16 protein-coding genes and 1 tRNA gene are annotated in these 14,248 nt (G+C 65.0%); 10 read left to right on the top strand and 7 right to left on the bottom strand.

Features of this window, described 5'->3' with window-relative positions; genetic code table 11:
• Positions 1-99 precede the first annotated feature (99 nt).
• From ACXAED_RS02550 to ACXAED_RS02540, 3 genes are all read right to left on the bottom strand, one after another.
• Positions 100-2,112 (bottom strand): capsular polysaccharide biosynthesis protein, encoded by a 2,013-nt coding sequence (locus ACXAED_RS02550; RefSeq protein ID WP_475046644.1) that lies wholly within the window; start codon positions 2,110-2,112, stop codon positions 100-102.
• A 6-nt stretch (positions 2,113-2,118) separates the two neighbouring features.
• A complete protein-coding gene (locus ACXAED_RS02545; protein ID WP_475046642.1) occupies positions 2,119-3,252 on the bottom strand; it encodes a polysaccharide biosynthesis/export family protein in 1,134 nt (377 codons plus the stop codon).
• Positions 3,253-3,347: 95 nt separating this feature from the next.
• The gene (locus tag ACXAED_RS02540; protein ID WP_475046640.1) at positions 3,348-4,640 is read right to left on the bottom strand and encodes a capsule biosynthesis protein; all 1,293 of its coding nucleotides are present in this window, start codon (positions 4,638-4,640) and stop codon (positions 3,348-3,350) included.
• A gap of 164 nt (positions 4,641-4,804) precedes the next feature.
• Between ACXAED_RS02540 and ACXAED_RS02535 the strand changes: the two genes are divergently transcribed.
• Positions 4,805-5,392, top strand: coding sequence for a riboflavin synthase (locus ACXAED_RS02535; protein WP_475046638.1), 588 nt, complete (start codon positions 4,805-4,807; stop codon positions 5,390-5,392).
• A 165-nt stretch (positions 5,393-5,557) separates the two neighbouring features.
• On the opposite strand, the gene ACXAED_RS02530 is transcribed toward ACXAED_RS02535, so the two are convergent.
• Positions 5,558-6,610 carry a proline racemase family protein gene (locus tag ACXAED_RS02530; RefSeq protein WP_475046636.1) on the bottom strand — a complete coding sequence of 351 codons (1,053 nt, stop codon included), beginning with the start codon at positions 6,608-6,610 and terminating at the stop codon, positions 5,558-5,560.
• Positions 6,611-6,804: 194 nt separating this feature from the next.
• Between ACXAED_RS02530 and ribB the strand changes: the two genes are divergently transcribed.
• The 5 genes from ribB (at position 6,805) to ACXAED_RS02505 (ending at position 10,305) form a co-directional block, all read left to right on the top strand.
• Positions 6,805-7,932, top strand: coding sequence for a 3,4-dihydroxy-2-butanone-4-phosphate synthase (gene ribB, locus ACXAED_RS02525; RefSeq protein WP_475046634.1), 1,128 nt, complete (start codon positions 6,805-6,807; stop codon positions 7,930-7,932).
• Position 7,933: 1 nt separating this feature from the next.
• Complete coding sequence (locus tag ACXAED_RS02520) at positions 7,934-8,485, top strand: 6,7-dimethyl-8-ribityllumazine synthase (protein WP_475046633.1); 552 nt, start codon at positions 7,934-7,936, stop codon at positions 8,483-8,485.
• Entirely contained in the window at positions 8,482-8,964 is a 483-nt protein-coding gene (gene nusB, locus ACXAED_RS02515; protein ID WP_475046631.1) for a transcription antitermination factor NusB, read from the top strand. The genes ACXAED_RS02520 and nusB overlap by 4 nt, the downstream gene beginning before the upstream one ends.
• A gap of 171 nt (positions 8,965-9,135) precedes the next feature.
• On the top strand, positions 9,136-9,465 hold the full coding sequence (locus tag ACXAED_RS02510) for a hypothetical protein (protein ID WP_475046630.1): 330 nt from the start codon (positions 9,136-9,138) through the stop codon (positions 9,463-9,465).
• Between the two features lie 357 nt (positions 9,466-9,822).
• The gene (locus tag ACXAED_RS02505) at positions 9,823-10,305 is read left to right on the top strand and encodes an MmcB family DNA repair protein (RefSeq protein WP_475046628.1); all 483 of its coding nucleotides are present in this window, start codon (positions 9,823-9,825) and stop codon (positions 10,303-10,305) included.
• A gap of 236 nt (positions 10,306-10,541) precedes the next feature.
• On the opposite strand, the gene ACXAED_RS02500 is transcribed toward ACXAED_RS02505, so the two are convergent.
• Positions 10,542-10,727, bottom strand: coding sequence for a DUF6324 family protein (locus ACXAED_RS02500; RefSeq protein WP_421054530.1), 186 nt, complete (start codon positions 10,725-10,727; stop codon positions 10,542-10,544).
• A gap of 71 nt (positions 10,728-10,798) precedes the next feature.
• Between ACXAED_RS02500 and ACXAED_RS02495 the strand changes: the two genes are divergently transcribed.
• Positions 10,799-11,314 carry an N-acetyltransferase family protein gene (locus ACXAED_RS02495; RefSeq protein ID WP_475046627.1) on the top strand — a complete coding sequence of 172 codons (516 nt, stop codon included), beginning with the start codon at positions 10,799-10,801 and terminating at the stop codon, positions 11,312-11,314.
• 185 nt (positions 11,315-11,499) lie between these two features.
• Positions 11,500-11,576 (top strand) — tRNA-His (locus ACXAED_RS02490).
• 201 nt (positions 11,577-11,777) lie between these two features.
• Here ACXAED_RS02490 and ACXAED_RS02485 read toward each other — a convergent pair.
• Positions 11,778-12,137 carry a hypothetical protein gene (locus tag ACXAED_RS02485; RefSeq protein ID WP_475046626.1) on the bottom strand — a complete coding sequence of 120 codons (360 nt, stop codon included), beginning with the start codon at positions 12,135-12,137 and terminating at the stop codon, positions 11,778-11,780.
• A 166-nt stretch (positions 12,138-12,303) separates the two neighbouring features.
• Here ACXAED_RS02485 and ACXAED_RS02480 point away from each other — a divergent pair, with 166 nt between their 5' ends.
• Positions 12,304-12,885, top strand: coding sequence for a hypothetical protein (locus ACXAED_RS02480; RefSeq protein ID WP_475046624.1), 582 nt, complete (start codon positions 12,304-12,306; stop codon positions 12,883-12,885).
• Positions 12,886-12,895: 10 nt separating this feature from the next.
• Here the strand turns inward: ACXAED_RS02480 and ACXAED_RS02475 are convergent, their stop codons facing one another.
• Positions 12,896-13,201, bottom strand: coding sequence for a DUF6476 family protein (locus tag ACXAED_RS02475; RefSeq protein ID WP_475046623.1), 306 nt, complete (start codon positions 13,199-13,201; stop codon positions 12,896-12,898).
• Here ACXAED_RS02475 and ACXAED_RS02470 point away from each other — a divergent pair.
• Positions 13,200-14,225, top strand: coding sequence for an RluA family pseudouridine synthase (locus ACXAED_RS02470; protein WP_475046621.1), 1,026 nt, complete (start codon positions 13,200-13,202; stop codon positions 14,223-14,225). The two genes, ACXAED_RS02475 and ACXAED_RS02470, sit on opposite strands and share 2 nt — an antisense overlap.
• Positions 14,226-14,248 lie beyond the last annotated feature (23 nt).

Here is a 14,248-nt window from a genome sequence, read left to right as displayed (position 1 = left end):
ATAGCGCCGGGCCACGCCCAAGGCCGCCAAGGGTGCGCTGGCGCCAGCCAGGGCGTCCTGCGGGCGCGGGAGCTCCACCTGTGCGGAGTTTTGCTGCGGTCAGCGCCAGAGGTGGGCGTAAGTCGCAAAAAGCCCTTGCAGCTTGGACAGCAGCCGGTTGCCGAGGCCCGGGTGCGGCAGATGGCCTTCGCGCAGGCGCATTACCGCAACTTCCGGCGGGCAAGGCTGGCCTGTCACCGGGTCGAAATAGCGCGGATAGTCGATCAGCGCCGCATGGGCGAGACCCAAGAGCGGCACCTGCGCCTGGCGCCAGGACGGCACCGGGGCCAGGTCCGTGGTTAGCCCCCAGCCAGCATAAAAAGGTGTCCCCAGCGTCGTGACCTTCACCCCGCGCAGCAGCGCCTCGAAACCCAGGAGGGAAGTCATTGTCCATACCTCCTGCACTTGGCCTAGCAGGGCCATGGGGTCGGCCTGCGCAGCAACAACGTCCGCCAGGCCTTTTGCGTCCACCTCGCCTTTGCGCAGCCCGGCCTCCACATCCGGGTGCGGCTTGTAGATGATGACGGCTTCGGGGTTGGCCTCGCGCGCGGCGCGCAGCAGCTCAAGGTTGGTCCGCACCTGCCCGCCGCCGCACAGGATCGAGGCGTCATCCTCCACCTGGCCCGGCACCAGGATCCGGCGGCCCTCCGGCAGGGCAGGGGCGGCGCCGCCAAGGTTGTACTTGGACACGCCGTCGCGGATCAGCGACTGCACCAGTCGCTCAGCCCGCAGCTCCTCCGCCTGGGTCATTTCCACCCGGCGGGCGATCAGCGCGTCCAGATCGGAGGGGGTGCGCGGATCGTAGAATATCCCGCCCCGGTCGGTCACCAGTGACAGGGGCGGCACCAATTCGGCGCCTAGCCCGCGCGAGCGCAAGAAGCCGTCCTCGACGCGCACCGCGCCGCTGTGCGCGTCTGTGGCCTTTCCGGCCCAGACCATCCAGTTCCGGCCGCTGGCCTGCGCCTTGGCCGCGTCCCCGGTGAACAGCACTTTCTTTTCAGCGCCAAAGAACTTTTGCAGCGGTTTGCGTTTCCACATCCTCATACCGCAGGCGGCCCAGCCCTTACGGTCCTGCCGCCAGGCGCGGACACGCGCCTCCAGATTGTCCAGCACCGTCTCCAGCGGGCACAGCTCATCCCGGAACGGGTCGTACCATTTCGGATAAAGGATCATTGCAGCAGCAAACAGCTGCGCCCGTGTCAGCTGCCGCTGCCTCCGTGCGGGCGGCGCGTCGTCTATGCTCAGCCCCCATCCCGCATAAAACGGCTGGCCAAAGACCCGCGGCTTGTGGCCTGCCAGGATTGCCTCGAACCCCATCTGGGAGGAGACCGTATAAACCCCTACAGCCCCTTCCAGCAGCGCCCAGGGAGAGACGCTGCCGGTAAACAACTCGACCCGGCCCTGCGCATCCCCGGCATCGTAATAGCCCGCCCGGTAGCCGCGCAGCGTCTCCGGGTGGGTCTTGATCAGCACCCGCGCGCCGGGGTGCTCCTCCTGGGCAAAGGCCAGCATTTCAAGGAACCGGGCCCGGTCCGCACGCGAGGCTTTGACCGAGGCATCATCCCGCGCCTGATCCGCCACCAGCACATAGCCGGGCTCCGGCACCGGGTCTTCGGGGTCAAAGGCGTTGTACTTGCTGAGGTGGGCGGCCTTGAGACGGGCAATCGCATCACGCGCCCGGCGCATCAGATGGGCGTCATCCAGGGGGTGGCTGGCCAGGAGCTGCTCCAGATCCGATGGCACGCCGGCATCGAAATGCACTCCTGCCCGGTCCAGCAGCAGCCCCGCCGGCGGCTCCCCCGCGCGGCCGGGGTGGATCGAGCGCAGAAAGGCGTCCTCCACCCGCAGCAGCCCGCAGCCGCGGCGCTCGGCCACTGCAAGGCCCCGGTGCGCCGTGGGGGAGGCGCCCCAGATGCCGATTAGATCCTCCGGCCGCGGCAGGCCCAGCCGGATATCATACCCGGACAGCTGCAAAATCCGCCGCACCCGGCGCTGGGTCAGAAAACCGCCGTTGAAAACAAAAAGCCGGGACGCATCGCTCCCGGCTTTTTGCTGGCCTGTGTTCAGGCGCATGGAGGTTTAGCCATCCAGCGCAGTGGAGACGCTCGACAGCGAGCCCACCGGGGTCAGCAGGACCGAAATGGTCTTGGTCCACTGCGTGTAGGGCGCTTCGGTGACATAAAGCGTGTCATCGTCGCGGATCACGAAGTCGCGGGCGACAAACAGCCCGTTCGGCTGGGTCAGGTCCAGCACATAAACCATGCGCTGAGCACCGATCAGATCGTCGCGTCCCAGCACCTGGTTGGCAATCTCGGACGGCTCATTGCGCAGCACGAACACGCCGGTGGGGTCCGAGGCGTTGGATATCAGCCCGCCGACCTGAGCAATCGCTTCCAGCGCTGACAAGTCCTGGCTTTCAAACGGCACCCGCGCCTGGGCGGAGGTTGCGCCAAGGGCGGTGAAGGAGCGGGTGTCTTCCTCCACCAGAATGCGGTCGCCGCCGCGCAGGGCGACATCCAGTTGCGGATTGTCGAACAGGTCCTGGAACCAGATCTTGCCCTTCTCCTGGCCGCGGATCACGGTGACCTGGGCGATCTCCGGCTGGATCGTCACGCCGCCGGCCTGGGCCAGCATGGCGGACAGGGTCCGGGTCGGGCGTTCGATCGGGTAGACGCCCTGAGCACCGACAGAGCCGGTCAGGCTGACGGTGGCGCCATCACCGGCCAGGCGGCGCACCTGCACCTGCGGGTCAGGGGTCTGGTCTTCCAGCTTCCGGGTGATGGTCTCACGCAGCTGCTCCGGCGTGTTGCCGGAGGCGCGCAGGCGGCCTGCGTACGGCACAAAGATATAGCCCGCGCTGTCCACCTGCACCTCTTCGAGCACGGTGGAGTTGGTGGCTTCTGCCGCCAGCAGCCCGTCATCGACGTTTTCCCAGACGGTGAGACCCAGCACATCGCCGGGGCGGATGGTGTCGGAGGTAAGCCTGCCCGCGGATGTAAAGCCGGAAGAGAAGCCAAGGGCGGGCACCACGGCTGTTGCACGGGCAACCCGGTCGTTGACGGACACGATAAAGGCATCGCCTTCCCGCTGCACGGACCCGGCGAAGATCTGGCGCTTGTTGGGGCCGACTTTGGGCAGGCCGCAAGAGGCCGCCAGCGTCAAGGCCGCCAGCATGGCCACCGGACGCGCCCAGCGAAGGGGAACGGATTTCACTGCTCGGTCTCCTCGACCAATTATTGTTTGCCTCAAGTTTTACCGGCAACCTAACCGGGCAGCAGGGAAAAATCCAGTCTTTGGGCAATTTTGCGTCAGGTCACCAGGCGCAACTGTTGCCGCGGTGCCGCTGTGCCCAAGCGCAGCGCGTCATAGGGATCTTCGTCTGCCAGCATCATATCGGCCACCTGGCGCAGCAGCTGGCGGCGCCCCTCGCGGGAATAAAACCCGCCGGGCACCTGCGACGTTTCCAGCAAAAAGCGGCGGTAATCCTTGTAGGCGCGGCTGTCGGGGCGGCAGGCGGCGGCAAAGAATTCTGCCAGCGGCTGCTGCGAGACAAACTCCGGCTTGCCATAAACCGCGCGTCCGAACACCCGCAGCGGAATGCCGCGCCACAGCACCTGCTGGCCGGCGGTAGAGTTGACGGTCACCGCGGTGCGCGCCTCGTTCAGCAGCTGCGCCAGCTTGCCGCCGCGCACATAATGGACCCGGCCGGCGATGCCATGCTCCCGCGCCAGCCGCCGCAGCGTGCGGCGCACCTGGGCGCGGCCATCCTCCAACGGGTGCGCCTTGATCACCAGGTGATGATGGCGCGGCGCGCCTTCGGCAAAGCCGCTGATCACTTCCTCCAGGAAATCGCGCATGCTGCTGAACGGGGAGTGCATCTGGAAGGAGCTGTCATGCTCCAGCTGCAGCAGCGCCAGATGGTAGGGAAAGCCGCCGTTGCGGATGCGCAGCTCCGCCAGCCGCCGTTCCAGCGCCTGCGCGGGCATCAGCAGCAAGCGCTTGAGGTAAAGCTGGAATTCTTTGGTCACCGGCAGCGCCCGGTGCGGGCGGAAGTTGCGGTACTTGCGGTTCCAGAACATCACGAACCAGTGGTACAGCGCGCCGTAAAAGACATGCTGGCGCATATCGCCCCAATGCGCCGGCGGCAGCGGCGCTTCCATGTCAGACAGCGCCAGTGCCTCCTGCATGCCGGGAACCGTCATATCCATCAGCCGCGAATGGCCATTGGCGCCGCCGCGCTCGTAGGTCACCCAATAGGGGCGCAGATAGCCTTCTTCGAACACATGCACCGTAAGGCCGCGCTGCTGCGCCGCCGCCACTGCTGCTGCGTGAATGGGGCGGGTGTCGCCATAGAGCACAATGTCGGTGACGGACCGGCTGTCCAGCAGCCCGGCCAGCACCTCCGGCCATTCCTGCTGGCTGCCGGTGAAAGGAATGTAGCTGTCCCTGCCGCGCCAGAAGGCCTGGTCGCCGGCATTAAATCCCACCCGCGCCACCTCGCAGCCTGCAGCCCGCAGCATCTTGCCAAGCGCGGCAAAAAACGGCCCGTGCGGGCCCTGCAGGAACAGGAAGCTTCGGTGTGTCGCAGGATGGTTTGGCATCACGGGGTGCAGAACTCGAAATACAAGAATGAGGACCGGCTAACATTTGAGTGCGGCGAAACTATGGCCTCAGCAGGGGAGAACGCAAGCCGGGGCTTGTGAAGACCGAGCGGCTTGGCTACCTCTGCCGCAGGATAAACATTGCACCGGCGGGGAGCGCACCCATGTTCACAGGCATCATCACTGACGTCGGCACCATCGCCGAACTGGAGCAGCAGGGCGACCTGCGCGCGCGGATCCGCACAGCCTATGACACGGCCACCATCGACATCGGCGCTTCAATCGCGTCCGATGGTGTCTGCCTGACCGTCATCGCGCTGGGCGATGACTGGTACGACGTGCAGGTCTCGGCCGAAACCGTCTCCAAGACCAATCTCGGCGCCTGGACCGTGGGCAAGCGGGTAAACCTGGAACGCGCCTTGAAAGTCGGAGACGAGCTGGGCGGCCATATTGTGTCCGGCCATGTGGACGGCGTTGCCGAAGTGGTGGCCATGACGGATGAGGGCGACAGCACCCGCGTCACCCTGCGGGCACCGGAGGCGCTGGCGCGCTTCATCGCCCCCAAGGGCTCGGTAGCGCTGAACGGCACCTCGCTGACGGTGAACGATGTGGACGGCTGCGACTTCGGCATCAACTTCATCCCGCACACCAAGGACGTCACTACTTGGGGCGATGTGAAGACCGGTGACCGCATCAACCTGGAAATCGACACCCTGGCCCGCTACGTCGCGCGCCTGCAGGAAGCCGGATAAGCGCGCCGGCCCTTTCATCTTTCCCGAAATACTCCGGGGTGAGGCCGCCAGGCCGAGGGGCAGCGCCCCTCAACCCCCTCTCGAAGAAGCGCTCCCGCCCCTTCTGCCTGCATCACAGATGCCGTCAAAAGAGTTGGGCCGGGCGCGCCGCCAAGGCGCCGCGCATCACCACATGTCGCCGACGGTGTATCCCGCAGGGAACGGGTCGCTGGGATCCAGCGTGTAGCTGGAGAGGCCATAGATCCATCCCTGGCCGGACAGGGTCGGGACAATTGCCTTGTATCGCCCCACCTGTGTCTCTTCGGCAATCCGCCCGGTGAAAGTGGTGCCCAGCGGACCGGCATTCACATAGTCCTGACCGACGCCCAGCAGCCCGCGCGCGTGCAGCACCGCCATTTTGGCGCAGGTGCCGGTGCCGCAGGGCGAGCGGTCGAGGATGCCGCTGGCGTCCTGCGGGCGTTCAGGGTTGAAGGGGCCGGTCGAAATGGTGATCGCACCGCGGCCGTGGGTTCCTTCGGCAACCGGCGCGCCCCAGAGGTTTGTGATGGTCGGGCCGGTGATCTCAGGATTGTCCGGATGCACCACCGGCAACTGCTCGGCGGCAGCGTGGCGGATCGCCTCGGATACGCGCACGATCTCCGCGCCGTGGTCCGCATCCAGCGAAACGCCCAGCCGATCAGCCTCGGCCAGCACAAAGAACATGCCGCCCCAGGCCACATCCACGGTGACAGTGCCGAGCCCCGCCACCTCCACCTGCGCATCCAGATGCACTGCAAAGGCGGGCACGTTCCGGAACGCCACCCGTGTCACCTTGCCGTCCCGGCATTCGGCCCGCACCCGGATCAGCCCGGCCGGCGCCTCCAGCACCAGCTCCGTCACCGGCTCTACCATCGGCACGATGCCGGTCTCCAGCAGAACCGTCACCACGCAAATGGTGTTGGAGCCGGACATCGGCGGGTATTCGGTCTGCTCGAAGATGATGAAACCCGCATCAGCCTCCGGGTGGCAGGGCGGCACGATGGCATTGCCGCACAGGCCGGGATTGCCGCGCGGCTCGCGCAGCATCGAGAGGCGGATCCCGTCATGGTTCGCGGCCATGTCCTGCATCTTCTCAAACACCGAATTGCCCCGCAGCAGGGGCATGCCGCCGGTGATCACCCGGCCTGGCTCGCCCTCTGCATGAGCCTCGACCGCCTGCAATATGCGGGATGCGCGCATGTCTGGTCCTCCCAACCCATTGATGCTTGATCCAGAGATTGGATCCAAAACCACTTGTGCACAGATGCACAGGGCGCGTCCAGACCTCTTGTTGCCGTTTGCGGGACTGGCATTTGCTGCCGGCCTGGGCTATCTGGCTGGGAAAGAACCCGCAGTGCCAGGCGTGCTGCCCACGCACATCGAAAGGCTGCCATATGAGCTTTGAAACACCGGGGCCGGTTGAGGCGCAACTGCGCGATGCCATCAGCCCGATTGAAGAGATCATCGAAGAGGCCCGCCAGGGCCGTATGTTCATCCTGGTCGACCACGAGGACCGCGAGAACGAAGGCGACCTGGTGATCCCGGCCCAGCACGCCGATGCCGCCGCGATCAACTTCATGGCCACCCACGGCCGCGGGCTGATCTGCCTGACGATGCCGGCCGAGCGGATCGAGGAACTGGGCCTGCCGATGATGGCGCTGCACAACTCCTCGCGCCACGAAACCGCCTTTACGGTCTCCATCGAGGCGCGCGAGGGCGTGTCCACCGGCATCTCCGCCGCGGACCGCGCCCTGACCGTGGCCACCGCCATCGACCCGGACAAGACCGCAGCCGATATCGCCACGCCTGGCCATGTCTTTCCGCTGCGCGCACGCCGGGGCGGAGTTTTGGTCCGCGCAGGCCACACCGAGGCCGGCTGCGACGTCGCCCGCCTGGCAGGCCACTACCCGTCCTCCGTGATCTGCGAGATCATGAAGGAAGACGGCACCATGGCGCGTCTGCCCGACCTGGTGGAGTATGCGCAAAAGCACGGGCTGAAAATCGGCACCATCTCCGACCTGATCACCTACCGCGCCCGCAACGACAACCTGGTGGTGGAAACCTCGCGCGAGACCGTGACCTCCGAAATCGGCGGCGAGTGGGAAATGCGGCTGTTCACCGATCAGACCCACGGGATCGAGCATGTGGTGATGATCAAGGGCGACATCACTACGCCGGAGCCGGTGCTGGTGCGCACCCATGCGCTGCATGAGGCGACCGACATTCTGGGCTTGGGCCCCAAGTCTGCCCGCCAGCTGCCGCGTGCGATGGAGATCATCGCCGAAGAGGGCCGCGGTGTGGTGACCCTGTTCCGCCAGCCGCGCAACGCGCTCTACGCCAATGAGGACGAGGGCCCGCGCACGGTGACCATCAAGCAGACCGGCATCGGCGCCCAGATCCTGTCGAGCCTGGGCCTGCATGAGCTGGTCCTGCTGACCAACTCGCCCTCGACCAAATACGTCGGGCTGGACGCCTATGGCCTGTCCATCACCGGCAGCCGCCCCATTCTGAAGGACGCTTGATATGGCTGGACATGAAACCCACTACACCCTGCCGCGCGCCGAGTTCGACAAGCCGGTGAAGCTGCTGATTGTTGTCGCGCCTTACTACAAGGATATTGCCGACAATCTGGTCGCCGGCGCCGCGGCCGAAATCGAAGCCGCGGGCGGCACCTTTGAAATCGTGGAAGTGCCCGGCGCGCTGGAAGTGCCGACTGCGATTGCGATTGCCGACCGCAGCTCGAACTTCGACGGCTATGTGGCGCTGGGCTGCGTGATCCGCGGCGAGACCACCCATTACGAGACGGTCTGTAACGACAGCTCCCGCGCAATCCAGCTGATGGGCTTGCAGGGCCTGTGCATTGGCAACGGCATCCTGACCGTGGAAAACCGCAAGCAAGCCGAGGTGCGCGCCGATACCGCCGATCAGAACAAAGGCGGCGGCGCTGCGGCTGCGGCCTTGCATCTGATCGCGCTCACGCGTAAGTGGGGCGCCCAGACCAAAGGCATCGGCTTCAAGGCACCCGCAGGGGCGTATCAGGTCGCCGGTACAGACAACGGATCCACCAGCGCATGAGCACCCAGGACAGCCGCCCCAAGGGCAACGGCAAGAATCAGATGAGATCGGCAGCGCGGCTTTACGCCGTGCAGGCGCTGTTCCAGATGGAACACAGCGGCCTCACCTTCGACAAGGTGATCGTCGAGTTCGAGGATCACCGGTTTGGTGCTGTCTATGAAGGTGACGAAATGGCGGAGGGCGATACCAAAGTCTTCCGCAATCTGGTGCGCGAAGCGGTGAACCATCAGGCGCGGATCGACCAGATGACCGACCGCGCCCTGGTGGCGAAATGGCCGATTGCCCGCATCGACCCGACCCTGCGGGCGCTGTTCCGCGCCGCAGGCGCCGAGCTGACCCAGTCCGATACTCCGCCCAAGGTCGTGATCAACGAGTTTGTCGACATCGCCCGCGCCTTCTTTCCCGAAGGCAAGGAGCCGAAGTTCGTCAATGCCGTGCTCGACCACATGGCGCGTGAGGCCAAACCCGAAGCGTTCTGAGGCTGCCGGTCAGGGAGCTGAAAAGAAATGAAGCGCGCCGATGGGCGCGCTTTTTTGCGTTTGGGGCAGGCGCCGTGCAAGGGGTGCGACAAATTCCGCTCATCTCCTCCGGAACCGCTGGACGGCGCCGCAAAGGCTGATAACCTCGCTTTGCAATTCTGGAGGATTCAGATGCCTGAACTGGTGAAGATGTATATCCGCAATGTTGTGATCGGCTTTGCAATCGCCGCGGCCTTTGTGGCGGTGCTTCTGTGGTTCAATGTGATAAATCTCTGGTCGCTGGTCACCGCCTCGGATGCAGGAGTTCTGGCGGTGTTCCTGCTCTGGTTCATGCATGGCATCGTCTTTGCCGGCGTGCAGTTTGCCTGGGCAGTGATGGCGATGGCTGAGAAAGACAGCGGCCCCCGCCGCGGCACTCCGGTGGCGCATGACTTCCAGCCGGTGAAAGTGACCGCTGAAAAGCCGTCCCAGCGCCAGCAACAGCTGCGCACGCGCCGCTAAGCAAACCGGCGCACAGGCGTTCGGCCCGCGCTTTCCCCTCCGGAAGGCGCGGTTTTCTTTTGCAGACAGGGTGGTGGAAGCGGCGGGACCACCAATCAACCGTGCGGCTTTGATTCCCGAGGACCTGTATATACAGGTGGGCGCCAGGTAAACGGACCAGGATCCGAACAGAGCCAGCTCCCTCGGAATTGCTTAAGGCCACCGGAATGCTGCCTGTCACGAGAAGGGCAGAACCCGCCAAGGGCGTAAGTAAGCTGCCCGGTCCTTCGTTACAAGGGGGAGCGCGGCGCGGCTTCGCCATTTCCGGGCAAAACCGCGGGATTGCAATTTGTTCTCTAATTGTTCACATTCGCGTCCATGATTGAAGATCTGCAGCCCGGACAAAGACTGGCCCGCGGGGTGTCGCGCTATTTGCGCTCGCTTGGCTTCGCCCCGCTGGAGGAATTCGTCCCCGCCCGCGGCTTGCGGGTGGACGTGATGGCGCTGGGGCCCAAGGGGGAGCTTTGGGTTGTTGAGTGCAAATCCAGCCGTGCCGATTTCCAGGCGGATGGCAAGTGGGAAGGCTATCTGGAGTGGTGCGACCGCTATTTCTGGGCGGTGGACATGGAGTTCCCAACCGATCTGCTGCCGGATGGCTCCGGGCTGATCATAGCCGATCCCTATGATGCGGAGATCATCCGAATGGCGCCGGAGGATAAGGTGGCGCCGGCGCGCCGCAAGAAGCTGGTGCAGAAATTCGCCATGGACGCCGCCCGCCGCCTGCAAATCCTGCGCGATCCGGACCCTTGCAAGGACGGGCTGCTGCTGGGCGGGGCAGGGGGCGAAGAGCCGGGCGTGTGACTGCGAAAGGGGGCGCTCCCGCGCCTGCAGGTGCCCCGGCTGCGCCGGAACCCCTTGGCGGCCTTGGGCCCGGCAGCACGCTTTGCAAGCGCGCTGCGGATAGTGTCGGGAAGCACCCGGTCCGGCAATCCCAAGCGCGCCGGGATGCGGGACGGGTCAACCGTCCCGATTAAAGGGCCGGGACAAGAGTTTGCGCGCCAGCCAGCAGGGGCGCGCAATGGGTCAGGCAGCCAGGATCACTTGATGCTGCGCGCCGCCTGGGCAGCCGCGCGGATCTCGTCGGCAATTTCCTCGGCCTCTTCCGGATCAAAGTCCATCGGGATCTCGGTGCCGCCCGCCTCGATGAAGATCCGCACCATGCCCTGATCGGTGGGGCCGATTTGCAGGTTTGCCTCGATGTCGCGTTCGGTATTGATACTCATCTTGCGCTCCTAAGCCGGTCAGCGGATTGCAGCCGGTGCTAGCCCGCCGCACGCTGAAAGGCAAGCCGGGTTTGCGCTACACTCGGTCCATGACGGATGTGACCCTGCGCCAATTCGCCCCGACCGACATGCAATGGCTGGTAGCCCGCCATCAGGATCTCTACGCCCGCGAGGCGGGCTTTGATGAAACTTTCGGGCCGCTGGTTGCCGACATTCTGCACAGTTTCTGCGCGGGCCATGACCCGGGCTGCGAACGGGGCTGGATGGCGGAAAGCCGCGGCGAGCGGCTGGGCACAGTCTTTTGCATGAGGAAGGACGAGCAGACCGCGCAGCTGCGGCTGTTCCTGCTGACGCCCAAAGCGCGCGGCAAGGGGCTGGGCAAGCGGCTGTTGCGGGAATGCATGGCGTTTGCCCGCGCCGCAGGCTACCGCGGCATGATGCTGAAAACCCATGAAAGCCACCGAACCGCATGCGCCTTGTACCGCGCGTTCGGCTGGCAGCTGCGCGGCAGCCGCCCGGTCCACAGCTATGGCCAAGATCTGGTGGAACAGACTTGGAAGCTGACTTTTGAGACCTCGGGCGCTTAACCAATGCGGTTCCAGGCAGAATTGGATTCGCCTGTAATAGCAAGCGCTTGTGGATAACTCCGCGGCCGCGCCTGCCGCTGGTCCGGCCCGCTGAACCTGTAACCGCGATGCCTGGGATTTCTGCGGCGGAAAGGCAAAAAAACCTCTTGCGTGCCTCTGGGACGTGCTATAAATGCCCCCTCAGTGCCGCCTTAGCTCAGTTGGTTAGAGCGCTGGATTGTGGATCCAGAGGTCCCCCGTTCAAGCCGGGGAGGCGGTACCATCTCCCCTTGGTAAAATATGAAATCAGCAAGTGCCGGGCGCATTTGCTTGGCGGTTCTATAGTTTGCGCATTTGCCTGTGACGTTTGCGGCAGCGCAGGGCGGGCCTTGCTGAGCCTGTGCGGAAGCAAGGCCGGGGCTGGGCTGTTTCTCTCGTGGGGATGCAGACCGGCCGCTGCCTGAACCAGCGGCCGGCCCCGGCCTTAATCGGCGGTGCTTGTGGTGGTTGTTGTCGTCGTAGTGGTGGTGCCATCATCGTCATCGGCGATCACAACCAGGAACAGGGCTCCTGCGACCACCCCGGCGGTGGCACCGGCTGACAGGCCGGTCTCCGGCATGCGGCCGGTATCAGCTTGGGTCACGGTTTCGGCGCCTGTGGCCTGGCAGGTCACCTGCAGCGAGCCGTCCGGAAGATAGCTGGCGGAGACGGGCACACCGGCACCGCAGGCTAGGCGGCGCTTGGCCTCATCCAAGGCCGGGCCCGACGCTTGGGCCAATGCCGCCTGTCCGGCAAAGGCCAGCGGAATAATGAGCGAAGCCGCCCGCAAGATACTGGTATACATGTATAAACAACCTTATGATTGGGACAAATTCAGATTAGTTAACGGCCGTTCACCGGGCAACATTGCTGCGCCGCGGCCCATTCGTTCCGGCAAGAAGCCGCGCAGCGCTGCTGCGCGGACTGCCCGCCGCCGGCGGGCAGTTTCATGCAACAGTTGGGGTTACGAGATGTTCAATTCAATCTGCAAGTGTTTGACAGCAGGGGTTTCCTGCCTGGGCTTGTCCGCCTCGCCTGTCCTGGCGCAAAGCCCGGGTCCGCTTGTCTACACGGTGGTTGTGCCGGGCGGAGAGTTCGGCTCGGCGGCGTTTCTGGCGGAACTGCTGGCAACCCTGGCTGCGGCCAAAGCCTTCTGCGGCGCCACCGGCAATTCGGCTCTGCAGGTCGATTGTCTGTCCGAAAGGCTTGAAGCCGCCGCAGACGGCATCCCGGAAGACACCGACTACGACGAAGTGCGCAGCGTGCTCAAGGACACCTCCGGCAGGCTCAAGCGACTGGCCCGCCAGAACCGCGATCCGGAACGGAACCGGGTGACCGTGTCCAGCGCCGCCGACCCGGCAGAACGCACCGCCCGGCCGCTCACGCCGGTGCGCGCCTCTGTACAGGCCGCTGTGAACCTGGAGGCCACCCGGATATTGGAGGAAGCTGCCACAGTCCTTCTGCGCAGTGCGGAAACCGCGCGGGAGCGGCAGACGCAATACGCCCAAATCGCCGCGGCAATCGACTCGAACAAGGTACTGCTCCGGTCCTGATCGGGCCGGCTTAGTCGGTGATCTGCACCTCTTGGCGCAGTTCACCGGTTTCCCGGTCGTAAATAAGGATGCGGTTGTCGTGGCTCACAACGGCAATCCAGTCCCGGCCCAGGGTCACTGCCTCGGCCTCCGCGCCATCGGGCAGGGCAATTTCCGCAGGCAGCGGCGCGTCACTTGCCTGCAGGCGGATGACAAGCAGCGAGATTATCACTACAAGCCCGCCAATCATCACCACGGTCAGCGTGGTCACCAGCCGCCGCAGGAACCGGATCTGCGGCGGCTCCGTTTGGATTTCGGTCTCGGAAGGATCAGTCATGGGCAGCCGCCGGATTGAGTTTGTCATCGCGGAAAACCCGCCTAAGCGGCTTGATAAAGCGGTTTCGCGCGATGTGCCAGAGGAGGCGACCCTGTCGCGCACCCGGCTGGCCCGGCTGATCGAGGACGGCGCGCTGACGGTGGATGGCGCAGTCGTGCAGGACCCCAAGGCCAAGATTGCCGAGGGTGCGCAGATCGCGATCGAGGTGGAAGAGGCCGAAGACAGCCATATCGGCCCCGAGGATATCCCGCTGGAGATCATGTTTGAGGACGACGACCTGATCGTCATCAACAAGCCTGCGGGCATGGTGGTGCATCCGGCGCCGGGTTCGCCCTCGGGCACGCTGGTGAACGCGCTGCTGCATCACTTTGGCGGCAACCTGTCGGGTGTCGGCGGGGTCAAGCGTCCTGGTATCGTCCACCGCATTGACAAGGAAACCAGCGGCCTCCTGGTGGTGGCCAAATCCGATGCCGCGCATCAGGGGCTGGCCGCGCAATTTGAGAAACACACGGTGGAACGCTACTATCAGGCGGTCTGCTACGGGGTTCCGGACGGCAACGACCCGCGTCTGCGCGGCGTCAAGGGGGCGAGCTTTGAGCCCGGCAATATCCTCAAGCTCACCACCCAGCTGGCCCGCCACAAGACCGACCGCCAGCGCCAGGCGGTGCTGTTCCAGGGCGGCCGCCACGCGGTGACCCGTGCCCGCATTGTTGAGAGTTTCGGCAATCCGTCCTGTGCCGCGCTGATCGAATGCTGGCTGGAAACCGGCCGTACTCACCAGATCCGGGTGCATATGGCACATGCCGGCCACGGGCTGGTGGGCGACCCTACCTATGGCGGCCGCCGCAAGCTGGCTGCCAAGGCTCTGAACGAGGCTGCGCAGGCCGCGGTGCAGGCTTTCCCGCGCCAGGCATTGCATGCTGCGGTGCTGGGATTTGCGCATCCGCTCACCGGCGAACCGCTCAGGTTCGAAGCGCCGCTGCCGCAGGATATGGCGGATTTGCTGGCGGCTTTGCGGCAGTAAATTACCAGCAAATAGTTGTGTTC

The sequence above is a fragment of the Leisingera sp. ABM4_103 genome, from assembly GCF_056158685.1.
The sequence above is the reverse complement of the archived record's forward strand: the minus strand, read 5'-3'. Positions and strand labels throughout refer to the sequence as shown.